The organism is Pseudomonas sp. 20-5 (assembly GCF_056782835.1).
The window spans coordinates 4404359-4424787 of the sequence record NZ_CM165584.1 but is presented as its reverse complement, the minus strand read 5'-3'; the positions used below and the strand labels follow the sequence as shown (position 1 = coordinate 4424787).

Annotated in this window: 22 protein-coding genes; 15 read left to right on the top strand and 7 right to left on the bottom strand. The window is 65.7% G+C overall.

Features of this window, described 5'->3' with window-relative positions:
* The first annotated feature begins 105 nt into the window (after nucleotides 1–105).
* Genes AC1RB9_RS20350 through AC1RB9_RS20335 form a run of 4 tightly spaced genes read left to right on the top strand, consistent with a single transcriptional unit; the run spans nucleotide 106 to nucleotide 2899 of the window.
* Nucleotides 106–1011: a DMT family transporter gene (locus AC1RB9_RS20350; protein WP_003449018.1), complete on the top strand. Its 906-nt coding sequence runs from the start codon at nucleotides 106–108 to the stop codon at nucleotides 1009–1011.
* A 10-nt stretch (nucleotides 1012–1021) separates the two neighbouring features.
* Nucleotides 1022–2119, top strand: coding sequence for a PLP-dependent cysteine synthase family protein (locus AC1RB9_RS20345; protein WP_003123175.1), 1098 nt, complete (start codon nucleotides 1022–1024; stop codon nucleotides 2117–2119).
* Nucleotides 2120–2129: 10 nt separating this feature from the next.
* On the top strand, nucleotides 2130–2651 hold the full coding sequence (locus AC1RB9_RS20340) for a GNAT family N-acetyltransferase (protein WP_003082093.1): 522 nt from the start codon (nucleotides 2130–2132) through the stop codon (nucleotides 2649–2651).
* On the top strand, nucleotides 2648–2899 hold the full coding sequence (locus AC1RB9_RS20335) for a hypothetical protein (RefSeq protein ID WP_003082096.1): 252 nt from the start codon (nucleotides 2648–2650) through the stop codon (nucleotides 2897–2899). Before AC1RB9_RS20340 ends, AC1RB9_RS20335 begins: the two co-directional genes overlap by 4 nt.
* Before the next feature lie 30 nt (nucleotides 2900–2929).
* Here AC1RB9_RS20335 and AC1RB9_RS20330 read toward each other — a convergent pair whose 3' ends face one another.
* Entirely contained in the window at nucleotides 2930–3595 is a 666-nt protein-coding gene (locus AC1RB9_RS20330) for a COG3650 family protein (RefSeq protein ID WP_003082099.1), read from the bottom strand.
* 94 nt (nucleotides 3596–3689) lie between these two features.
* On the opposite strand from AC1RB9_RS20330, the gene AC1RB9_RS20325 reads away from it, so the two are divergent.
* Nucleotides 3690–4088: a DUF488 domain-containing protein gene (locus tag AC1RB9_RS20325; protein ID WP_003449021.1), complete on the top strand. Its 399-nt coding sequence runs from the start codon at nucleotides 3690–3692 to the stop codon at nucleotides 4086–4088.
* A gap of 10 nt (nucleotides 4089–4098) precedes the next feature.
* On the opposite strand, the gene AC1RB9_RS20320 is transcribed toward AC1RB9_RS20325, so the two are convergent.
* Nucleotides 4099–4698 carry a short chain dehydrogenase gene (locus AC1RB9_RS20320; protein WP_003112511.1) on the bottom strand — a complete coding sequence of 200 codons (600 nt, stop codon included), beginning with the start codon at nucleotides 4696–4698 and terminating at the stop codon, nucleotides 4099–4101.
* A gap of 105 nt (nucleotides 4699–4803) precedes the next feature.
* Here AC1RB9_RS20320 and AC1RB9_RS20315 point away from each other — a divergent pair, with 105 nt between their 5' ends.
* From AC1RB9_RS20315 to AC1RB9_RS20305, 3 genes are all read left to right on the top strand, one after another.
* Nucleotides 4804–5718, top strand: a complete 915-nt coding sequence (locus tag AC1RB9_RS20315; RefSeq protein ID WP_003082110.1) for a LysR family transcriptional regulator — start codon at nucleotides 4804–4806, stop codon at nucleotides 5716–5718.
* A gap of 98 nt (nucleotides 5719–5816) precedes the next feature.
* Nucleotides 5817–7727: an ATP-binding protein gene (locus AC1RB9_RS20310; RefSeq protein ID WP_078451395.1), complete on the top strand. Its 1911-nt coding sequence runs from the start codon at nucleotides 5817–5819 to the stop codon at nucleotides 7725–7727.
* Between the two features lie 36 nt (nucleotides 7728–7763).
* Nucleotides 7764–10058 (top strand): tetratricopeptide repeat protein, encoded by a 2295-nt coding sequence (locus AC1RB9_RS20305; protein ID WP_003449025.1) that lies wholly within the window; start codon nucleotides 7764–7766, stop codon nucleotides 10056–10058.
* Nucleotides 10059–10134: 76 nt separating this feature from the next.
* Here the strand turns inward: AC1RB9_RS20305 and AC1RB9_RS20300 are convergent, their stop codons facing one another.
* The 5 genes from AC1RB9_RS20300 to AC1RB9_RS20280 form a co-directional block, all read right to left on the bottom strand.
* Nucleotides 10135–10836 (bottom strand): ABC transporter ATP-binding protein, encoded by a 702-nt coding sequence (locus AC1RB9_RS20300; protein ID WP_003086389.1) that lies wholly within the window; start codon nucleotides 10834–10836, stop codon nucleotides 10135–10137.
* A 2-nt stretch (nucleotides 10837–10838) separates the two neighbouring features.
* Nucleotides 10839–11606 carry a high-affinity branched-chain amino acid ABC transporter ATP-binding protein LivG gene (livG, locus tag AC1RB9_RS20295; protein WP_003082125.1) on the bottom strand — a complete coding sequence of 256 codons (768 nt, stop codon included), beginning with the start codon at nucleotides 11604–11606 and terminating at the stop codon, nucleotides 10839–10841.
* A complete protein-coding gene (locus AC1RB9_RS20290) occupies nucleotides 11603–12856 on the bottom strand; it encodes a high-affinity branched-chain amino acid ABC transporter permease LivM (RefSeq protein ID WP_003082131.1) in 1254 nt (417 codons plus the stop codon). The genes livG and AC1RB9_RS20290 overlap by 4 nt, the downstream gene beginning before the upstream one ends.
* The gene (gene livH, locus AC1RB9_RS20285) at nucleotides 12853–13776 is read right to left on the bottom strand and encodes a high-affinity branched-chain amino acid ABC transporter permease LivH (protein ID WP_003086391.1); all 924 of its coding nucleotides are present in this window, start codon (nucleotides 13774–13776) and stop codon (nucleotides 12853–12855) included. Before livH ends, AC1RB9_RS20290 begins: the two co-directional genes overlap by 4 nt.
* Nucleotides 13777–14036: 260 nt before the next feature.
* On the bottom strand, nucleotides 14037–15158 hold the full coding sequence (locus AC1RB9_RS20280; protein WP_003082136.1) for a branched-chain amino acid ABC transporter substrate-binding protein: 1122 nt from the start codon (nucleotides 15156–15158) through the stop codon (nucleotides 14037–14039).
* Between the two features lie 298 nt (nucleotides 15159–15456).
* On the opposite strand from AC1RB9_RS20280, the gene AC1RB9_RS20275 reads away from it, so the two are divergent.
* The 7 genes from AC1RB9_RS20275 (at nucleotide 15457) to flgF (ending at nucleotide 20418) form a co-directional block, all read left to right on the top strand.
* On the top strand, nucleotides 15457–15774 hold the full coding sequence (locus AC1RB9_RS20275; protein ID WP_003086400.1) for a DUF2288 domain-containing protein: 318 nt from the start codon (nucleotides 15457–15459) through the stop codon (nucleotides 15772–15774).
* Nucleotides 15775–15840: 66 nt separating this feature from the next.
* Nucleotides 15841–16203: a DUF5064 family protein gene (locus tag AC1RB9_RS20270; RefSeq protein ID WP_003082140.1), complete on the top strand. Its 363-nt coding sequence runs from the start codon at nucleotides 15841–15843 to the stop codon at nucleotides 16201–16203.
* Between the two features lie 252 nt (nucleotides 16204–16455).
* Entirely contained in the window at nucleotides 16456–16863 is a 408-nt protein-coding gene (gene flgB, locus AC1RB9_RS20265) for a flagellar basal body rod protein FlgB (protein WP_003082144.1), read from the top strand.
* A gap of 5 nt (nucleotides 16864–16868) precedes the next feature.
* Nucleotides 16869–17309, top strand: a complete 441-nt coding sequence (gene flgC, locus AC1RB9_RS20260) for a flagellar basal body rod protein FlgC (RefSeq protein WP_003082150.1) — start codon at nucleotides 16869–16871, stop codon at nucleotides 17307–17309.
* Nucleotides 17310–17321: 12 nt separating this feature from the next.
* Entirely contained in the window at nucleotides 17322–18035 is a 714-nt protein-coding gene (flgD, locus tag AC1RB9_RS20255) for a flagellar hook assembly protein FlgD (protein WP_003082153.1), read from the top strand.
* A gap of 27 nt (nucleotides 18036–18062) precedes the next feature.
* Nucleotides 18063–19451, top strand: coding sequence for a flagellar hook protein FlgE (gene flgE, locus AC1RB9_RS20250; RefSeq protein WP_003082154.1), 1389 nt, complete (start codon nucleotides 18063–18065; stop codon nucleotides 19449–19451).
* 217 nt (nucleotides 19452–19668) lie between these two features.
* A complete protein-coding gene (gene flgF / locus AC1RB9_RS20245) occupies nucleotides 19669–20418 on the top strand; it encodes a flagellar basal-body rod protein FlgF (protein WP_003082159.1) in 750 nt (249 codons plus the stop codon).
* Nucleotides 20419–20429: the final 11 nt, after the last annotated feature.

Sequence of the window (20429 nt, the reverse complement as noted above, 5' to 3'; positions counted from 1 at the left end):
GCAACAGTTTTGCCCGCTTTCTGTGCCTGTCGGCGCGGCTAGTCGGCTGCCTATACTGGGAGTCCTTTTTCCGGCGCCGTGACGGCGCCCGTGGTGGAGATTCCCTTGACTCGGACGCGCTGGTTCGCCCTGGCCTGCCTGATCCTGGCGATGGCGCTGTGGGGCAGTTCGTACGTGGTGCTGAAGGTCGCTTTCCGCGAACTGCCGCCGCTCTGGGTGATCTTCGGTCGCATGGCCCTCGGCAGCCTGGTGTTCCTCGTCGCCTGGCGCTGGCGGGGACGCATCGACTACCGCTCGGGCGACTGGAAGTACCTGCTCGGCCTGGCCGTCTGCGAACCCTGCCTGTACTTCCTCTGCGAATCCTTCGCCCTGCAATACACCAGCGCGGCCCAGGCCGGGATGATCACCGCGCTGCTGCCGTTGCTGGTGGCGGTGGGGGCCTGGTTGCTGCTGCACGAACGGATCGGTCGGATGACCTGGATCGGCTTCGGCCTGGCGGTGCTCGGTTCGATCTGGCTGAGCCTCGCCGGCGAGCCCGACCTGCACGCGCCGCAGCCGCTGCTGGGCAACTTCTTCGAACTTCTCGCGATGATCTGCGCCACCGGCTATACCCTGTTGCTGAAGCACCTGTCGGCGCGCTACTCGGCATTCGCCCTGACCGCCATGCAGGCCTTCGTCGGCACGTTGTTCTTCCTGCCGCTGGCGCTGGCCAGCGCCGACCTGCCGAGCCAGCCCAGCGCGCTGGGGATCCAGGCGGTGGTGTATCTCGGCGTGGTGGTCACGGTGGGCGCCTACGGCCTGTACAACTTCGGCGTCGGTCGACTGCCGGCCAGCCAGGCCTCGGGATTCATCAACCTGATCCCGGTCTTCACCCTGGTATTCGCCGCGCTGTTCCTCGGCGAAACCCTCAACGGCCCGCAGATGCTCGCTGCCGGCATGGTCTTCATCGGCGTCGCCATCAGCCAGTGGCGCAGCGCTCCGCCGCCGCCTCCTGCCGGCGTCCTGAACTGAAGGAGTTTCCATGACCGTCGACCAACGCCAATGGGCCCGCGAGGCGATCCGCATCATCGAAGCGGATTTCCAGCGCAGCGCCGATACCCATTTGATCCCCCTGGAGACTCCCGGCCTGCCTGGCGTCGAACTGTACTTCAAGGACGAGTCCAGCCACCCCACCGGCAGCCTCAAGCATCGCCTGGCGCGCTCGCTGTTCCTCTATGCGCTGTGCAACGGCTGGCTCAGGCCGGCCGCGCCGGTGATCGAGGCATCGAGCGGTTCCACGGCGATTTCCGAAGCCTATTTCGCACGCCTGCTGGGCCTGCCCTTCATCGCCGTGATGCCGGCCAGCACCTCGAAGGAAAAGATCGCCCAGATCGCCTTCTACGGCGGCCAGAGCCACCTGGTGGAGGACCCCACCCAGATCTACGCCGAGTCCGAACGCCTGGCGCGGGAGAGCGGTGGCCATTTCATGGACCAGTTCACCTATGCCGAGCGCGCCACCGACTGGCGGGCGAACAACAACATCGCCGAATCAATCTTCCAGCAGATGCGCCACGAGCCGTACCCGACCCCGACCTGGCTGATCTCCAGCCCCGGTACCGGCGGCACCCTGGCGACCCTCGGCCGCTACGTGCGCTATCGCCAGCACTGCACCCGGGTACTCTGCGCCGACGCCGAGCGTTCGGTGTTCTTCGACGCCTATGTCAGCGGCGACCGTGGCCTGACCCTGGATTGCGGTTCGCGGATCGAGGGCATCGGCCGGCCGCGGGTCGAGGCGTCCTTCCTGCCGGAAGTGATCGACGCGATGGTCAAGGTGCCGGACGCCTGGTCGCTGGCGGCCATGCATTACCTGGCCCGACGCCTGGGGCGGCGGGTCGGCGGCTCCAGCGGAACCAACCTGATCGGCGCCCTGGTGGCCGCACGGCAAATGGTCGCGGCCGGCGAGAAGGGTTCGCTGGTGGCGATTCTCTGCGACGGCGGCGAACGCTATGCGACCACCTATTACGATCCGGTCTGGCTGGCCAGGCAGGGCTATGCGCTGGAGCCCCTGGTCGAGGCGCTGGCTGCCTGCATCGAGCGGGGCGTGGCGTTGCCCGACGGGCTGCTGGTGGCTGGACTTTGAAGGAATGGATATGCACCGTTTGCGAGCTGCCGAAACCGGCGATATCGAGGCCATGACCGACCTGTTGCTGCGCCACGGGCCGAATCCCTGGAACCATTTGCCGGAGGAGGGGGTGCGTGCGCATCTGCGAGCCATCGCCGACGGCGAGGTACGTGCCGTCCTGGCCGAGCGCGACGATCGGCTGCTGGGGTTCGCCAGCTTCCGTCGCACCGAGGATTTCGCCCATTACCAGCCGCAGCGTGCCGATGCGCCGCGGGCCTACATCTGCGAGGCGGTAGTGCATCCGGCGGCGGCCGGCCAGGGGCTCGGCAGCGCGTTGCTGGAGGCGGTGCTGGCCCAACTGGCCGACGAAGGCATCGAGGACGTCTATATCGATCGTCACGAAGAGAACCTGGCGTCGGCGGGAATGATGCGCAAGGCCGGCTTCGTCGAGCTGGAAACCTACGCCGATCCGGCGCGGCGACCGAACGGCTCGGGGCGCTCGACAGTGTGCCATCGCAATCTTTCCCTCCAGCGCAGAGCCGTGCGATGAGTTTCATCCGCCTCAAGGTGCGCGCCGCCTTCATGGTCCACGGCTACGACGCGGACAACCGGGAAATCGTCGAGCAGATCGGCGAGGAACGCTTCGTCGAGAAACTGCTGCGCATCGAACGGATCCAGTCGATCAGCGAGAAATACCTGCTGGTCAGCGCCTCCCACGGGCGCGTCGCCTACTGGGAATACGAGGGCGGCCTGACGGCGCTGCGGCGGCGCCTGGAGCAGGCCGGACTGCTCTTGTAGGGAAGGGCCGCCGCTGCGCGGCCCCTCGCTTCACTTGCCCAGTGCGCCCGGATAGGCGCAGCCGCGCAGCGTCTCGCCATCGATGCGCAGTTCGGCGGAGTAGCTGCTGAAGGCGCCGCTCATGCTGTCGGTGCAGGACGACGGGGCGATCCACAATTCGACCTTCTTGCCGTTCGCCTCGCTGGAATAGCTGGTGCTGCCGTTCGGCAGTTCCTCGGCGACGTAAGGCAAGGCCAGGGTCTCGTGTTCCGGGCGGTCCAGGCGCAGGCCCTGGTTGTTCACCCTGGCGCTCCAGAAGGGTTCGTTGCCGTTGGCGGCGAAGGTCAGCAGCTTGAAGTTCGGGTCGTCGCAGCCGGGGCCCTCGTTCTGCACGCGGTACAGTCGGCTGACCTCCAGCTTGCCGTCGGTACCGCGGACCTTGGCCGGTCCCATGGTGCCGCGCAGGTCGACGAACAGGCCCTGGGCGCCGTCGTCGAACAGGCTGTCGGCTTCGCGGCGCAGGCCGGTATTGGCCACGTCCTCGATGCTGAACAGGCGCTTCTCGGTACAGGGGCGGAATTGCAGCGCGCCGTTGATCTTCACCAGTTCGCCCTGGAAGCGGGTGTCTACACTGGTGCTCGGCGATTCGGGCTTCCACACCTGGCAGGCGGCGAACAAGGGGAGCAGGCTGTAGACCAGCAGACGGGCAGGGCGCATAGGGAAGACTCCATCGAAAATGCGCCCACGTTACCGAGCGTCCGGGCCTAGCTCAAGTCCGGATCGGACTTCATCGCAACCAGGGAGTCGATCGATGATCCAATGCAAGCGTGTATACGAACCGGCGTCGCCCGCCGATGGCCGGCGCGTACTGGTGGACCGGCTGTGGCCGCGCGGCATCCGCAAGGAGGCCCTGGCCATGGACGACTGGCTGAAGGACGTGGCGCCCTCCAACGAGGTGCGCAAGCAGTTCTGCCACGATCCGGCACTCTTCGACAGCTTCCGCGAACACTACCGCGCCGAGTTGCAGGCGCACCCGGAACATTGGTGGGGCCTGCTCGACAGCGCTCGGGAGGGCACCCTGACGCTGCTCTACGGCGCCCACGACCAGCAGCACAACAATGCCGTGGTGCTGGCCGAGTTCCTCGAGGAGGAGCTGGACCGCCAGCAGCCGGGCAGTTCGCCGACCTGCTACGCCGACCGCTTCTCCTGAGAAATATCGCTTACCAGATGCGGTACACCTGGCCGGTCTGCGCGCCTTCCACGCTGCGTGCGTAACCCAGCGCGGCGTCCGCCGCCGGAACCGGCTTGAAGCCACGGAAGTAGGGCGCGTAGCCGGGCAGCGCCTCGCTGACCACGGTCGGGCTGACGGCGTTGATGCGCAGGCCGCGCGGCAACTCCAGGGCTGCGCCGCGGACGAAGCCCTCGACGGCGCAGTTGACCATGCTCGCCGAACTGCCGAAGCGGATCGGCTGCTCGGCGAGCACGCCGCTGGTGAGGGTGAAGGAGCCCCCGTCGTTGGCGTACTCGCGGCCGAGCAGTACCAGGTTGACCTGGCCCATCAGCTTGTCGCGCAGGCCGAGCTGGTATTGCGCCTCGCCCATTTCCTCCAGGGCGCCGAAGTGCACCTTGCCGACCGCGGCGACCAGCGCGTCGAAGCGACCGGTTTTCTCGAACAGGGCGCGAATGGAGTCTGAGTCGCTGATGTCGACCTGGAAATCGCCGCTGCTGTGGCCTACCCGGACGATCTCGTGGCGCTCGCCGAGTTCTTTGTCGATACCCTTGCCAAGGGTGCCGCTGGCGCCGATCAGGATGATTTTCATACAGGCCTCTCGTTGAGTGAAGGTGAGTGGTTTCCAGTGTAGAGTCGCTTTTGCCATGGATAATCCTGTCAATCGACAACCTACCGTTTTCATAGGGAAACAATCGTGAAGGACCTGGACGATCTCGCCGCCTTCGCCGTACTCCACGACCTGGGCAGTTTCACCCGCGCCGCCGAGCGTCTCGGTTGCAGCAAGGGCCAACTGTCGAAGCGCATTGGCGTCCTCGAGCAGAAGCTCGGCGTGACCCTCTTGCACCGCACCACCCGCCGTCTTTCGCTGACCGCCGCCGGCGCCGCGCTGCTGCCCGAGGCGCAGGCCTTGCTGGTGCAGGCCGAGCGCGCGCGGCAGGCGGTGGCGCGCTTGCAGGAGCGAGCGGAAGGACGGGTGCGGGTGACCCTCCCGGTCTCGCTGGGCGAGACCCTGTTCGATGCACTGCTGGAGGACTTCCAGGAACGCCATCCGCTGCTGCGCGTCGAGCTGGACCTGTACAACGGCCTGCGCGACCTGGTTGGTGAGGGCTTCGACCTGGCGATTCGCTCTGGGGTCGAGCAGGACGCCCGGCTGGTGGCGCGGCCGCTGTTCGTCCTGCAGGAAATCACCTGCGCCAGTCCCGCCTACCTGGCGCGACACGGCGAGCCGCAACGCCCGGCCGAGCTGGCCGAGCGCGAGTGCCTGCTGAACTCGCACTACAGCGGCCACGAGGAGTGGCTCTATCACCGCCACCATCGGCTGGAGCGGGTACGGGTTGCCGGCTTTCTCGCCAGCAACCACTACAGCCTGTTGAAGAAGGCCGCGCTGGCCGGCACCGGCATCGCCCGGCTGCCGTCATACATGGTCCACGACGAACTGGGCGACGGCCGCCTGGCCTGGTTGCTGCGCGACTACCAGACGCGCAGCACGCCGATGTTCCTCGTCCATCCGTTCCAGGGCGGCCTGCCGCGGCGCACCCAGGTACTCGCCGATTACCTGCTCGACTGGTTCGAGCGCAGCCGGCGACAATTGATCGGCCTGGAGGGTTGAACATTTCGCCGCGACGCGGCTCTATTGCACTCCGGGCCGCTTCCATGCGGCCTGAAGCTCATCGCGGGCACGTCGTTGCACAAGGAACGTGACGGAACGTGGCAGAATCCCGCACCGGACCGCTCGCGTGCGAGCGGACGCCATTCATCGAACGCTTGGATAGGGACATGCAAAGCAGCTTTCCGCAATCGAACACTCCCCAGATCCGTCGCGCCGGAGTCGACCTCAACGGCGTGATGTCGGTGCTCAGCAAGCACCTCTATTCCACGCCCACCGTGGCGTTGCGCGAGCTGGTGCAGAACGCCCACGACTCGATCCTCCGTCGCCGCCTGGAGCAGCCCGACTGGCAAGGGCCGTCGCGAATCGAGGTGATCGGCGACAGTGCCAGCAACACCGTGCGCATCGTCGACACCGGCGCCGGGCTCACCGAGCACGAAATCCACGCCTACCTGGCCACAGTCGGCGTCGGCTACACCCGCGGACTGCGCCAGTCCGGCCACGAGGACAGCGGGCTGATCGGCATGTTCGGCCTGGGCTTCCTCTCCGCTTTCGTCCTGGCCCGCCGGGTCAGCGTGCGGACCACGTCCTACCAGCAGCCGGAACTGGGCTTCTGCTACGTCTCCAGCAACGCCGAGCAATACAGCGTGACGCCGATGCCGGCGCGCCCGGTGGGTACCGAGATCACCCTCGAACTGCAGGACGAATACAGTGCGCTGACCCAGGCCGTGCGCCTGCGCGAGATCCTCGAACGCTACTGCGTGCTGCTGCGCGAGCCGATCCACGTCGGCGGCGACGCCCAGTCGATCAACCCGGAGCCGCCGCCGTGGCGGCTGGCCGCCGACGCCGCGCTGCACCCGCTGCAACGGCAGCGCCGCGACCTGGAGTTCGCCGCACGCTTCGAGCACGACTTCGAGCCGATCTGCTGCCTGCCGGTGCGCCCGGACGAGCGGGTCGACGTGCAGGGCCTGCTGTGGATCCAGGACGGCGGCACCTATGGCACCAGCGACAACCGCAATCTCTCGGTTTTCCTCCGCGGCATGCTGCTCGACGATGACGCCCGCGACCTGCTGCCGTCCTGGGCCGGGTTCGTCGGCGGGGTGATCGAATCGAACCGCCTGACGCCCACCGCCAGCCGCGAGGACCTGCAGCGTGACGACCATTACGCGGCGATCCAGCATGCGCTGGCCGAGGCGCTGATCGCCGGACTCGGCGAGGTGGCGCGGCAGCAGCCGGAGGCCTGGCGGCGGGTCCTGCTGCGGCACAACGAGGCCCTGCTGGGAGCGGCGTTGTGCGACGAGCGTCTATTCGCGCTGATGATGGACAGCCTGCGCGTACCCACCTCCCAGGGCGACCTCCCGGCTTCCGAACTCCTTTCGCGCGGAGCGGTGCATGTGCTGCTGGACAACGACAGCGGCTTCGAGGAAATGCTGTTCCGTGCCATGGGCGTACCGGTGGCCCATGGCAATCGCTATGCGGTGGTACCCTTCCTCCGTCGCTGGGCGCAGGCCAAGGGGATGCGCCTGGTGGAGCTGGGCACCGAGCAGGGCAACCGCCAGTTGTTCCGCCTCGACCGACTGCCCGAGCGCGAGACCGGCTGGCTGGCCGAACACCTGGGCGGCGCCGAGGAGCAACTGGTGATCGCCCGCTTCAGCCCCGAGGAATTGCCGCTTGTGGTGGTGCCCGACCGCGACGCCGAACTCAAGCGGCGACTGGAGGACGACGAGGCCGACAAGCGTATTTCCACCGCGGCGTTGCGCCTGGCTCGGCAGTTCACCCGCAAGCTCGACAATCGCCAGCCGAGCCGGCTCTACGTCAACCTCGACAATCCGGCGGTGCAGGCGCTGCTCGCGGCCGTCGGCGAGGAACGCGACGAAGCGGCCCATGCGGCGTTGCTGCTGCGCTCGTTCAAAGTGATCATCGCCGGACAGGGACGCGGCCAGCCCGCGACCTCGCTGAACCAGGCCCTGGCCGGACTCGCCGATTCGGTGAAGCGCCTGCTGGGGCAATAAGAAAATTCGCAACACGCCTGATGGAGACTGAAGCATATGGATATCTGGAACTGGGTGGAGAAGCTCCGCGCCGACCTGCGTGAGGCCGGCCAGGAGCAGAGTGCGCGGCTGATCGACGAACTCACCGCGTACGTCTGCGACCTCGAGGTGGAGCGCGCCGAGGCGCTGTTGCCGGAGGTCAAGGCGCTGAGCCGGACGTTGAACAACCCGTGGCTGGAAATCTTCGTCCGCCACTGGGAAATGCGTAACCGGGTCGGCAACCAACTGGAGGGTGAGACCGCCCTGGCCGACGCCGTTTCCCTGTTCGAACTGGCCAACCGCGACGACACCCAGGCCTGCCCGCAGTCGGTCTGCGTGACCCAGGACCTGGCGTCGTGCTACGCCAACGTCGACGGCCCGGGCTGGGTGGAGGAACGCATCGAGGTGTGCGACGAGACCCTGGCGCGGATCGACCCGACCTGGGCCTGCTTCCACTGTCTGAGCAACGAGAAGGCCGAGGCGCTGCTCGACGACGGGCGCGGCGAAGATGCCCTGGCCTTCCTGGCCGAACAGGAGAAGAAGATCCTCGCCGCCGGCGAGGAGGTATTCGACAGCCTCCTGGAGATGCGCGTGGCGATCCTGCTGAACCTGGGGCGCGCGGAACAGGCGCTGGCCCTGATCGGCGAGATGGAGGAGAAGGTCGAGGGCGCGGAGTGGAACAACATCAGCCAGCCACGGCGTCTGTACAAGGCCCACGGCCTGGCGTTGCTGGGGCGCGACGAGGAGGCCCTGGAGGCGCTGCTGCCGTTCTCCGAGATTGCCCCGCGCTACCGTACGATCTGGCTGCGCGCCGTCTACCTGCTGCTGCAACGGACCCCTGAGCGCAACACCTGGGACTTCGGCGGGCGCCTGCAGCAGATGCTCGAACACTACTCGCAGAAGGGCGCGCACCGGGTGGTCATCGATGTTGCCAGCCAGGCCATCCGCCTCGCGTTGCAACGCGGTTCGGTATGGAGCGCCAGGCGCCACCTGGCGCTGGCCGAACAGCATGCTCAACAGTTGCAGCGCGATCGGGGCGCCAGCCAGTTGCTCGCCGGGTTGAGGGAGGAGATCGATGCCGCGCCGCAGCAGCAGGAGCTGCCGGTGCCGGCTGCGGAGTTGCTCGACTGGCTGGCTGCTCAGGGCCGCGAAGACGCGCCGCGCAACCCGGAGAAAGAAGTGCAGTGGCTGCTCCAGGCGCTGGCCGAGCGGCCCGACGACACCGCCTTGCGCGAAGTGGCCGCCTCGGCGCTACAGGCCTGCTCCGCCGACGACGAGGCCATCGACCTGCTCTGGGAGTACGTCGAGCGCCACACCGACGAGGAGCAGCAACTGGCCTACTACCTGCTCAATGCCTTGCTGGCCCGCGGCGAGTACGACCAGGTCAAGCGCCTCGGCCGGCTCTACGCCGACAGCGTGCCGCTGATCGCGCTGTGGAGCGAAGTCAAGCTGGCCGAGAAACTCAACGACTGGCCGGAGCTGGAGCGCGCCTGCCAATCGGTGCTGGAAATTTCTCCCGGCTCGCTGGGAGCCCACAGCCTGCTGGGTAAGGCGCTGATGGAGCAGGATCGCTTCGCCGAGGCGGCGCTGGCCTACCAGCGTCTGGCCGGCAAGCTGGAGGAGCCGCAGTCGGTGCAGTGGGACCAGATGACCGCCGCCAGCGCCGCGCGCGACTGGACGATGCTGCGCGAGGTCGCTGCCGGCATGGGCATGGAGTTCGCCGCCGGCGACGGACCGATCGAGGAAGACTGGGGCTGGGTGATCGTCCGTTACATCGAGGATGGCGAAGCGCTCGACTACTACGCCCGGCGCACCGGCCCGGTGACCGCGCGGGTCCTCGAGAACGCGCCGGGCAATCGCAGCCAGCGGGTCGGTGACTGGGTGGTGTTCGACGCCGGCCTGATCTATCCGGCTCCGGAAGACGAGGAGGAGCGCAAGCGTTTCGTTCCCACCTATGCGGTGGTGCACGTCCTCGAGAGCGGTGGTTACTCGCCGAGCTGGCTGGTGGACGGCGTCTATCCGGGCGACGAGGCCTTCGACGCCTTCCGCGAAACGCTCGACGCGCGCGGCTGGAAGGTCTGGGTGCACAGCAACCGCGACTATCAGGTCACTGATGCCAGCAGCGGCGAGGAACTGCGGGCGATCTACTTCACCGTCGCGACACCCGCGCAGCAGGCGCCGCGCGACCTGCACCAGGCGTTGCAGGAGGCCACCGGGCAATGGCCGCACCGCATGTGCTGGCTGCGCCTGGCGGAAGCGGCGGAGGTCGACACCCAGCCGCACCTGGACGCTATCGAGCGCTACGGCCTGTAGCCGGTACGCCTCGGCATAAAAAAACGGCCCGTGAGGGCCGTTTTTTTATGCGCTGAAGTCTCCGGCGGGACGGTGCTCAGCCGCCGAGGTAGGCGTCGCGCACCTTCGGGTTGGTCAGCAGGGCGGCGCCGGTGTCGTGCATGACGATCCGGCCGTTCTCCAGCACGTAGGCGCGATCGGCGAGCTTCAACGCCTGGTTGGCGTTCTGCTCGACGAGGAACACGGTGACGCCTTCGCGACGCAGCTGCTCGATGATCTCGAAGATCTGCTGGATGATGATCGGCGCCAGGCCGAGCGAAGGTTCGTCCAACAGCAACAGCTTTGGCTTGCTCATCAGCGCGCGGCCGATGGCGAGCATCTGCTGTTCGCCGCCGGACATGGTCCCGGCGCGCTGTTCGTAGCGTTCCTTCAGGCGCGGGAAGAGTTCCAGCACCTTGTCCATCTGCACCTGGTAGTCGTCCTTGTCGGTGAAGAAGCCGCCCATCGCCAGGTTTTCTTCCACCGTCAGGCGGGAGAAGACCCGGCGGCCTTCCGGGACCACCGCGATGCTCTTGCGCATGATGGTGGAGGAGGGCAGGCCGACCAGTTCCTCGCCTTCGTAGCGGATGCTGCCGCTGGCCGCCTGCGGCGAGCCGCAGAGCGTCATCAGCAGGGTCGACTTGCCGGCGCCGTTGGCGCCGATCAGGGTGACGATCTCGCCCTTCTTCACTTCCACGCTGACGTCGTGCAGCGCCTGGATCTTGCCGTAGTAGGTGGAAACCTTGTCGAAACTCAGCATGCTCACGCTTCCCCCAGATAAGCCTTGATCACGTCCGGGTTGTCGCGGATCTGCTCCGGCGTCCCGTCGGCCAGGGGGGCGCCCTGGTTGATCACCACGATATGGTCGGAAATGCTCATCACCAGCTTCATGTCGTGCTCGATCAGCAATACCGTCACGTTGTGCTCGCTGCGCAGCTTGGCGATCAGCGCCTTGAGGTCGTCGGTCTCCTTCGGGTTGAGGCCGGCGGCCGGCTCGTCGAGCATGAGGATCCGCGGGCGGGTCATCATGCAGCGGGCAATCTCCAGGCGTCGCTGCTGGCCGTAGGCGAGGGTGCCGGCGCTGCGGTTGGCGAACTCGGTAAGGTTGACTTCCTCCAGCCAGTGCGCGGCGTACTCCATGGCCTCGCGCTCGCTGCGGCGGAATGCCGGGGTCTTGAACAGGCCGGCGAGGAAGTTGGTGTTGAGGTGGCGGTGCTGGGCGACCAGCAGGTTCTCCACCGCGGTCATTTCCTTGAACAGGCGGACGTTCTGGAAGGTCCGCACCACGCCCTTGCGAGCGATCTTGTGACCGGGCAGGCCCTGGATCTCCTCGCCGTCGAGGCGGATCAGGCCGCCGGTGGGCTGGTAGAAGCCGGTCAGGCAGTTGAACACGGTGGTCTTGCCGGCGCCGTTCGGGCCGATCATCGAGACCACCTGCTTTTCCTCGACCTTCAGGTTGACGCCGTTGACGGCCAGCAGGCCGCCGAAGCGCATGGTCAGGCCGCTCACTTCGAGAATCGGTCGGCTCATGGCTTCAGCTCCAGGTGCGGGCGTTGCATCGGCAGCAGTCCCTGGGGACGCCAGATCATCATCACGATCATGGTCAGGCCGAAGATCAGCATGCGGTATTCGTTGAACCCGCGCATTTCCTGGAGCAGCACCATCACCACCGCGGCGAGTATCACGCCGAGCTGCGAACCCATGCCGCCGAGCACGACGATCGCAAGGATCATCGCCGACTCGATGAAGGTGAAGGACTCAGGCGTCACCAGGCCCTGGCGGGCGGCGAAGAAGCTGCCGGCGAAACCGGCGAAGCTGGCGCCGATGGTGAAGGCGGAGAGCTTGACGATGGTCGGGTTGAGACCGAGAGCGCGGCAGGCCACTTCGTCCTCGCGCAGCGCTTCCCAGGCGCGACCGATCGGCATGCGCATCAGCCGGTTGATCACGAACAGGGCCAGCAGCACCAGCAGCAGGGCCACCACGTAGAGCAGGATGACCTTGTAGTTGGTGTTGTAGGCGATGCCGAAGAACTCGTGGAAGGTCTGCATGCCTTCCGGCGCGCGGCGTTCGAAGGTCAGGCCGAACAGGGTCGGCTTGGGGATCGAGCCGATGCCGTTGGGGCCGCCGGTGATCTCGGTCATGTTGCGCAGCAGGATGCGGATGATCTCGCCGAAGCCGAGGGTCACGATCGCCAGGTAGTCGCCGCGCAGGCGCAGCACCGGGAAGCCGAGGAGGAAGCCGAACAGCGCGGCCATCATCCCGGCGATCGGCAGGGCGGTCCAGAAGCCGAACCCGGCGTACTCGGCGAGCAGCGCGTAGGTGTAGGCACCTACCGCGTAGAAGCCGACGTAGCCGAGATCGAGCAGGCCGGCCAGGCCGACCACGATGTTCAGGCCGATGCCGAGCATCACGTAGATCAGGATCAGGGTGGCGATGTCCACCGCCCCGCGCGAGGCGAAGAACGGCCAGACGAAAGCCACCACGACCAGGGCGAGGACCGCCCAGCGCTGGGTCGATGGCAGGCTGAGGAAGTTCTTCAGGCCGCTGCCGTTGACCTTGTAGCCGACGCCGCGACCCAGCTTGAGCGGGATGCGGTCGCGGAACAGCTGCCAGACGAACATGGCCAGGGCGGCCGCGGCGATGGTCCAGAGGGTCTGCGCATCGGCGCCGAGGACCTCGAGCTTGATGCCGACGGTGCGCAGCTTCAGGCCTAGGATCGGATAGGACACCAGGATCACGAGGAGGGCGCTGAACAGCGCGCGCTTGAGGGACTGGCTCATACTTTTTCCACCTCCGGACGACCGAGGATGCCGGTAGGTCGGAACAGCAGCACCAGGATCAGCAGGCCGAAGGCCACCACGTCCTTGTACTGGTCGCCGAACACGTCGGCGCCGAAGGCTTCGGCGACGCCCAGCAGCAGGCCGCCGAGCATGGCGCCGGGGATGCTGCCGATGCCGCCGAGCACCGCGGCGGTGAACGCCTTGATCCCGGCGAGGAAGCCGATCCCGGGGTTGATCACGCCGTACTGCATGCCCAGCAGCACCGCGGCGACGGCGGCCAGGGCGGCGCCGATGACGAAGGTGAGGGCGATGATGTTGTTGCTGTTGATACCCAGCAGGTTGGTCATCTTCAGGTCCTCGGCGCAGGCGCGGCAGGCGCGGCCCAGGCGGGAGCGGGAGATGAACAGGGTGAGGCCGAACATCACCAGGAAGGTGACGACGAAGATCAGGATCTGCATATAGGAGATCACCACGCCGTTCATGCTGCTTTCGCCGAACACGAAGTTGCCGGGCAGCAGGGTCGGGATGGCCTTTTCCTTGGAGTCCTGCGAGAGCATCACGGCGTTCTGCAGGAAGATCGACATGCCGATCGCGGAGATCAGCGGGATCAGGCGGTTGCCGCCGCGCAACGGGCGGTAGGCGACCCGCTCGATGCTGTAGCCGAAGGCACTGGTGACGATGATGCTGGCGGCGAATGCGGCGAGCATCATCAGCGGAACGCTGTCCAGCCCCATCATCGCCAGCAGGGTGATGGCGATGAAGGCGATGTACGAGCCGATCATGTACACCTCGCCGTGGGCGAAGTTGATCATGCCGATGATGCCGTAGACCATGGTGTAGCCGATCGCGATCAGCGCATAGGTGCTGCCGACGGTCAGGCCGTTAACCAATTGTTGTAGGTAATGATAAATCTCGGGCATGGGACTCTCTCGCTAAACGCCCGCCGTTGTACGGCAGGTAGACGTTCGGCTCGCGGGTGTGGGGCCGGAACGCTGCTGAGACCCGTCACGATCCGGCGCGCGGCGGGCCGGCGGGAGGCAGGGGAAAGCCGCGCTCCCGTCCACCAGGAGTGAACGCTGCCGGTCTTCGCCTGCCCTTGCCGGGCCGCCGCTCGCGGAATCATGCGGGTACTAAAACAAAGCCCACGGTGGGTGACGTGGGCTCCGTACTGCAACGATGCTTACTTGACCTCGGTCCGGGTGGCGTCCTTGTGCCACTCGTAGACGGTGAAGTCGAAGTTCTTCAGGTCGCCCTTCTCGTCGAACCCGAGGTTCCCGGTGGGAGTCTCGAAGGTGTTGGCGCGCAGGGCCTCGGCGACCTTCTCCGGATCGGCCTCGCCGGCTTTCTCGATGCCCTTGGCGATCACTGTGACCGCGGAGTAGGCGGGCAGGACGAAGATGCCGCTCGGATCCTGGTTCTTCGCCTTGAAGGCGTCGATCAGGGCCTTGTTCTTCGGATCCTGCTCGAAGGCGCGCGGCAGGGTCGCCAGCATGCCTTCCGAAGCGTCGCCGGCGATCGCGGTGATTTCGCTGTTGCCGACCCCTTCCGGGCCCATGAAGCGCGCGTCCAGCCCGGCCTGCTTGGCCTGGCGCAGCAGCAGGCCCATTTCTGGGTGGTAGCCGCCGAAGTAGACGAACTGCACGCCGGCTTTCTTCAGCTTGCTGATCAGCGCGTTGAAGTCCTTGTCGCCGGCGTTCAGGCCTTCGAAGACGGCAACCTTGATGCCGGCGTCTTCCACGGTCTTCTTCACCTCGGTGGCGATGCCTTCGCCGTACTGCTGCTTGTCGTGCAGTACCGCGATGGTCTTGTCCTTGTAGCGTTCGGCGATGAACTTGCCGGCCACCGGGCCCTGCATGTTGTCCAGGCCGATCGTGCGGAAGATCAGCTTGTAGCCGCGCGAGGTGATTTCCGGGGCGGTGGCCGACGGGGTGATCATCAGCACGCCTTCGTCTTCGTAGATGTCGGTGGCGGGTTGGGTGGAGCTGGAGCAGACATGGCCGACCACGAACTTGACGCCGTCGTTGACCACCTTGTTGGCGACCGCCACGGCCTGCTTGGGATCGCAGGCGTCGTCGTAGATCACGCCTTCGAGTTGCGCGCCGTTCACGCCGCCTGCCTTGTTGATCTGTTCGATTGCCATCAGCGCACCGGCGCGCTGCATGTCGCCGTACTGGGCTACCGGACCGGTGACCGGGCCAGCCAGGGCGATCTTGATGGTGTCGGCGGCCATGGAGTAGCTGGCGAACCCGGCAATGGCCATCGCGGCGAACAGGCGGGATAGACGCTGAGTACCCTTCTTCATAGTGCTCCACTCTTCTTGTGTGTTGTCATTGTTGTAGTCTCGCGGCCGCGGGGGCCGGAGGAGACCGGGTGATCGTCATGGACGGACCCCGGGAACTGTACCGGTACAGTGTAGAGCGGCGCTTCGTCGCTTGAAAAGCACGGCACGGCGAGCTCCCGTGAGTCGTGTCGCCTGGTTGACATAAACGTATAGAAAAACGGCGCGGACCTGCCTCACCTCCCTGGGCCCGGTTTCCCTTCGGCTGTCGTGGGCTACCGGCGGGCGTTATCATGGCGCCCATGCAATCCAGGTAGATCCCATGACAGAACAAACTAGCACCCTCTATGCCAAGCTGCTCGGCGAGACCGCGGTCATTTCCTGGGCCGAGCTGCAACCGTTTTTCGCCCGTGGCGCCTTGCTCCAGGTCGATGCCGCGCTGGACCTGGTGGAAGTCGCCGAGGCCCTGGCCGGGGACGACCGCGAGAAGGTCGCCGCCTGGCTTTCCGGCGGCGGCCTGAGCAAGGTCGGGGAGGATGCGGCCAAGGACTTCCTCGAACGCGACCCGACCCTCTGGGCGGTGGTGGTGGCGCCCTGGGTGGTCATTCAGGAACGCGCGGAAAAAGCGACGTTGCACTGATCCAGGGCGGTTTTCTTTCGCTCGACCCTGGCTAGACTGATTCCGATTCCCACCAGGAGATTCGTCATGTTCGAACCAGGCCACCTCCATCTGGTCAGCCTGCCCGGCCTCGACCAGCAGGACATCAACATCCATATCCGCTACGAGGTGCGGCAGAACGCCGAATCCGGCGCCTATGTGCACTTCGACATGGACGGCGAGATCGACGGCAAGCCGTTCAGCGACTCCTTCGAGCTGCCGCGCGATACCGCCTTCAACTTCGCCAGCGATGCCACGCGGGTCGCCCAGAAGCACGGTCTGCACCCGAAGTTCGGCGCGATCACCCGGGTGCACAAGGAATACGATGCGATGTTCGAGGACATTCGCGCCAAGCTGCATGCCCATCCCGGCGAACCGGTGGATCTCGAGCGGATCATTCGCCACGAGTGAGCCGAGTCCCCGGCGGCCGGAAGCATGGGAAAGGCCCGATATCGACGATATCGGGCCTTTTTTCGTTTGCCGGAGAGGCCGTTCCAGGGGCTTGCCACCCTTGCCGGCAAGCGGAAACGGCTTGCCGCTTGCCGCTTCCGGGTTGCCCTTAAATAAACTCAAGTTCTTGAATATAAAGGATTTTAATAATCTGGCACGGGCCTTGCTGAAGTGTTGGCGACGAAAGCCACACCGGCAAACAGGTTCGCAGCCATGAGCATCAGTTTCGACAGAGCACTCGGTATCCACCAGCAGGCCCTCAGCTTCCGCGCCCAGCGCGCCGAAGTGCTGGCCAACAACCTGGCCAACGCCGATACCCCGAACTACAAGGCTCGCGACCTGGACTTCGCCGCGGTTCTCGCCGAGCAGAAGGACAAGGCCGCCAAGGGTACCTTCGCCACCCGCACCACCAACGAGCGGCATATCGCCGCCGAAGGTTTCGGCATGGGCGAGGGCAGCCTGCAGTACCGCATCCCGGTCCAGCCGTCGATCGACCAGAACACTGTCGACGCCCAGATCGAGCAGGCCAACTACGCCGAGAACGCCATGCACTTCCAGGCGTCCTTCACCTTCCTCAACAGCAAATTCAAAGGGCTGGTCAGCGCCCTGCGTGGAGAGTAACCGCCATGTCCCTCGCCAGTGTCTTCAACATTGCCGGTAGCGGCATGAGCGCCCAGAGCACCCGCCTGAACACCGTGGCCAGCAACATCGCCAACGCCGAGACGGTTTCCTCCAGCGTCGACAAGACCTACCGCGCCCGCCATCCGGTGTTCTCCACCATGTTCCAGCAGGCCCAGGGCGACAGCGGCTCGCTGTTCGCCGACCAGGACAGCTCCGGCGCCGGCGTGCAGGTGCTGGGCATCGTCGAGGACCAGAGTTCGCTGATGCCGCGCTACGAGCCGAACCATCCGGCCGCGGATGCCAACGGCTACGTGTATTACCCCAATGTGAACGTGGTCGAGGAAATGGCCGACATGATTTCCGCCAGCCGTGCCTTCCAGACCAACGCGGAAATGATGAATACCGCCAAACAGATGATGCAGAAGGTCCTGACCCTGGGTCAGTGAGCGGAGTAGAGCATGAGCATCGATAACGTCAGCGGCACCAGCAGCAACACCGGCAACGTCAACGGCAGCAAGCGCGCCGCCGGCAGCGGCGCCACCGAGACCGGGCAGAGCGTCAAGGGCAGCAGCAACCTTGGCAAGGACGAATTCCTCAAGCTGCTGGTGGCCCAGTTGAAGAACCAGGACCCGATGTCGCCGCAGCAGAACGGCGAGTTCATCGCCCAACTGGCCCAGTTCAGCACCGTGGAAGGCGTGCAGTCGCTGAACAAGAGCATGGAGAGCATTCTCTCCAACTACCAGTCGTCGCAGGCCCTGCAAGCCTCGTCGCTGGTGGGGCGGAAGGTCATCGTGGCGACCGACAAGTCGGTGGTGGACACCAAGGACACCTTCAAGGCGTCCCTCAACCTGCCGGTCTCCAGCAGCAACGTATGGGTCAACGTCTACGACGACAAGGGCACCGTGGTCAATCGCATCAACCTCGGCCAGCAGGCTGCCGGCAGCGTCAGCTTCATGTGGGACGGCAAGGACAGCAGCGGCAACATCATGCCGCCGGGCACCTACAAGTTCGAGGCGCAGACCTCGATCGACGGCAAGACCTACGGGCTCCAGACCTACCTGCCGGCCAACGTCGACAGCGTCACCCTGGGGCAGAACGGCGGCGAGCTGATGCTCAACCTCGCAGGCCTGGGCAGCATCGCGCTGTCCAAAGTACAGATCATCGGCCAGTAAGCCGGCGTTTCCGGCAAGGAGCTATCCATGAGTTTCAACATCGGCCTGAGCGGCATCCAGGCGGCCTCCAGCGGCCTGAACGTCACCGGCAACAACATCGCCAACGCCGGCACCGTAGGCTTCAAGCAATCCCGCGCGGAGTTCGCCGACGTCTACGCCGCCTCGGTGCTGGGTTCGGGCAGCAACCCGCAGGGCAGCGGCGTGCTGCTCTCGGACGTCTCGCAGATGTTCAAGCAGGGCAACATCGACTCGACCAACAGCGTGCTGGACCTGGCCATCAACGGCAACGGCTTCTTCGTCACCAGCAACAACGGGGCGATCAGCTACACCCGCGCCGGCTACTTCAATACCGACAAGCAGGATTTCATCGTCGACAACAACGGCTACCGCCTGCAGGGCTATGCCGTCGGGCCGAACGGCCAGTTGCAGAACGGCGTGGTCACCGACCTCAAGGTCGAGCGCGCCAATCAGGCGCCGCAGGCCACCTCGAGCATCCAGCAGTCGTACAACCTCAACTCGACGCTGAAGCCGCCGACCGTGACGCCGTTCGATCCGTCCGACGCCGCTACCTACAACTCGTCCTCTTCGCTGGGCATCTATGACAGCCAGGGCAACTCCCACACCATGAGCCAGTTCTTCATCAAGAACGAGCCGGACCCGAATGCGACCCCGCCGATTCCGGAGAACAGCTGGACCATGAAAGTGCTGATCGACGGCGTCAATCCGCTCGATCCGTCGAACAAGACGCCGATGAGCTTCAACGTCACCTTCGACGCCAGCGGCCAGATGACCTCGGTTCGGGCGCCGGACGGCAGCACCAGCGGGCCGGGCTTCAGCATCGACGCGACCACCAACGTGATCCAGTTCAGTCCGGCCACCGGCAATCCGCCGACTCCCGGCACCGGCTGGATTCCGGCGGCCTCGGACGGCAAGACCCCGCCGACCTACGCCTGGAACGGCGCGACCGGTGCCGCCAGCGGCATCTCCTTCGACATGCGCAAGACCACCCAGTACTCCACCGCGTTCGCCCAGAGCAACCCGATCCAGGACGGCTACACCACCGGTCAGCTGGCAGGCCTGGAAATCGACGACACCGGGGTGATCTTCGCCCGCTACACCAACGGCCAGTCCAAGGTGCAGGGCCAGGTGGTGCTGGCCAACTTCGCCAACATCCAGGGCCTGACGCCGATCGGCAAGACCTCCTGGGTGCAGTCCTCGGAGTCCGGCGAGCCGGCGGTCGGCGCGCCGCGCTCGGGCACCCTGGGGGCGCTGCAATCCGGCGCGCTGGAAGCGTCCAACGTGGACATCTCCAACGAACTGGTGAACCTCATCGTCCACCAGCGCAACTACCAGGCCAATGCCAAGACCATCCAGACCGAGGATGCGGTGACCCAGACCATCATCAACCTGCGCTGATGACGGCTTGCCGGTGCCGTCCGGGCACCGGCAAGGCCCTTGCCGCCAGCGGCAACCCCTGGCCAGGGGGTGCCCCCGAAGCCTCCGAAAGGAGGCTTTCTGTTTTATAAAATCCTTTTAAATCAATGTATTAATTGTTTTTTCGAATTCTGGCACGGCGCTTGCTGGATAACCTGCAAGAAAGCCCGGCGGATTGTGCCGGTGCCTGGAGGATTCGATGGACAAGATGCTGTACGTCTCCATGAGCGGGGCTAGCCAGAACACCCTGGCGATGCGTGCTCATGCCAACAACCTGGCGAACATCTCGACCAGCGGCTTTCGTCGCGACTTCGAGCAGGCGCGTTCGATGCAGGTGTTCGGCGACAGCTTCCCGGCGCGGGTATTCGCCATGAGCGAGCGGCCCGGTACCGATTTCAGCCATGGCAGCCTCCAGGAAACCGGCAACGAGCTGGACATCGCCATCGACGGCGACGGCTTCGTCGCGGTCCAGGCGCCGGATGGCAGCGAGGCCTACGTGCGTACCGCCGGCATGCATATCGACGCCCTCGGCATGCTGCGCACCGGCGATGGCTTGCCGGTGCTCGGCAACGGTGGGCCGATCGCCGTGCCGCCGGAGGAAAAGGTGGAGATCGGCCAGGACGGCACCATCAGCATCCGCGCCCTTGGCGAGAACCCCAACGTGGTCGCCGTGGTGGACCGGATCAAGCTGGTCAACCCGAACCTGAAGCAGATGGAGAAGGGTACCGACGGCCTGCTGCACTACAAGCCGCAGCCGGGCGAGCAGGCGCCGCTGGCCGACGCCAACGTGAAGGTGGTCTCCGGTTTCCTGGAAAGCAGCAACGTGAACGCGGTGGAAGAGATGACCGCGATCCTCTCGCTGTCCCGTCAATTCGAGCTGCACGTGAAGATGATGCGCACCGCCGAGGACGATTCGGCGGCCATGGCGCGGGTTTTGCAAATCAGCTAATCACTTGAGCG

Excerpts from the sequence above, each read along its gene's own strand:
- flgB (WP_003082144.1), top strand. The coding sequence starts at position 16,456 with ATGAGCATCAGTTTCGACAGAGCACTCGGTATCCACCAGCAGGCCCTC.
- AC1RB9_RS20320 (WP_003112511.1), bottom strand. The coding sequence starts at position 4,698 with ATGAAAATCATCCTGATCGGCGCCAGCGGCACCCTTGGCAAGGGTATC.
- AC1RB9_RS20270 (WP_003082140.1), top strand. The coding sequence starts at position 15,841 with ATGTTCGAACCAGGCCACCTCCATCTGGTCAGCCTGCCCGGCCTCGAC.
- flgD (WP_003082153.1), top strand. The coding sequence starts at position 17,322 with ATGAGCATCGATAACGTCAGCGGCACCAGCAGCAACACCGGCAACGTC.
- AC1RB9_RS20340 (WP_003082093.1), top strand. The coding sequence starts at position 2,130 with ATGCACCGTTTGCGAGCTGCCGAAACCGGCGATATCGAGGCCATGACC.
- flgF (WP_003082159.1), top strand. The coding sequence starts at position 19,669 with ATGGACAAGATGCTGTACGTCTCCATGAGCGGGGCTAGCCAGAACACC.
- AC1RB9_RS20290 (WP_003082131.1), bottom strand. The coding sequence starts at position 12,856 with ATGAGCCAGTCCCTCAAGCGCGCGCTGTTCAGCGCCCTCCTCGTGATC.
- flgC (WP_003082150.1), top strand. The coding sequence starts at position 16,869 with ATGTCCCTCGCCAGTGTCTTCAACATTGCCGGTAGCGGCATGAGCGCC.
- AC1RB9_RS20280 (WP_003082136.1), bottom strand. The coding sequence starts at position 15,158 with ATGAAGAAGGGTACTCAGCGTCTATCCCGCCTGTTCGCCGCGATGGCC.
- AC1RB9_RS20345 (WP_003123175.1), top strand. The coding sequence starts at position 1,022 with ATGACCGTCGACCAACGCCAATGGGCCCGCGAGGCGATCCGCATCATC.
- flgE (WP_003082154.1), top strand. The coding sequence starts at position 18,063 with ATGAGTTTCAACATCGGCCTGAGCGGCATCCAGGCGGCCTCCAGCGGC.
- livH (WP_003086391.1), bottom strand. The coding sequence starts at position 13,776 with ATGCCCGAGATTTATCATTACCTACAACAATTGGTTAACGGCCTGACC.
- AC1RB9_RS20300 (WP_003086389.1), bottom strand. The coding sequence starts at position 10,836 with ATGCTGAGTTTCGACAAGGTTTCCACCTACTACGGCAAGATCCAGGCG.
- AC1RB9_RS20330 (WP_003082099.1), bottom strand. The coding sequence starts at position 3,595 with ATGCGCCCTGCCCGTCTGCTGGTCTACAGCCTGCTCCCCTTGTTCGCC.
- AC1RB9_RS20335 (WP_003082096.1), top strand. The coding sequence starts at position 2,648 with ATGAGTTTCATCCGCCTCAAGGTGCGCGCCGCCTTCATGGTCCACGGC.
- livG (WP_003082125.1), bottom strand. The coding sequence starts at position 11,606 with ATGAGCCGACCGATTCTCGAAGTGAGCGGCCTGACCATGCGCTTCGGC.
- AC1RB9_RS20325 (WP_003449021.1), top strand. The coding sequence starts at position 3,690 with ATGATCCAATGCAAGCGTGTATACGAACCGGCGTCGCCCGCCGATGGC.
- AC1RB9_RS20275 (WP_003086400.1), top strand. The coding sequence starts at position 15,457 with ATGACAGAACAAACTAGCACCCTCTATGCCAAGCTGCTCGGCGAGACC.
- AC1RB9_RS20305 (WP_003449025.1), top strand. The coding sequence starts at position 7,764 with ATGGATATCTGGAACTGGGTGGAGAAGCTCCGCGCCGACCTGCGTGAG.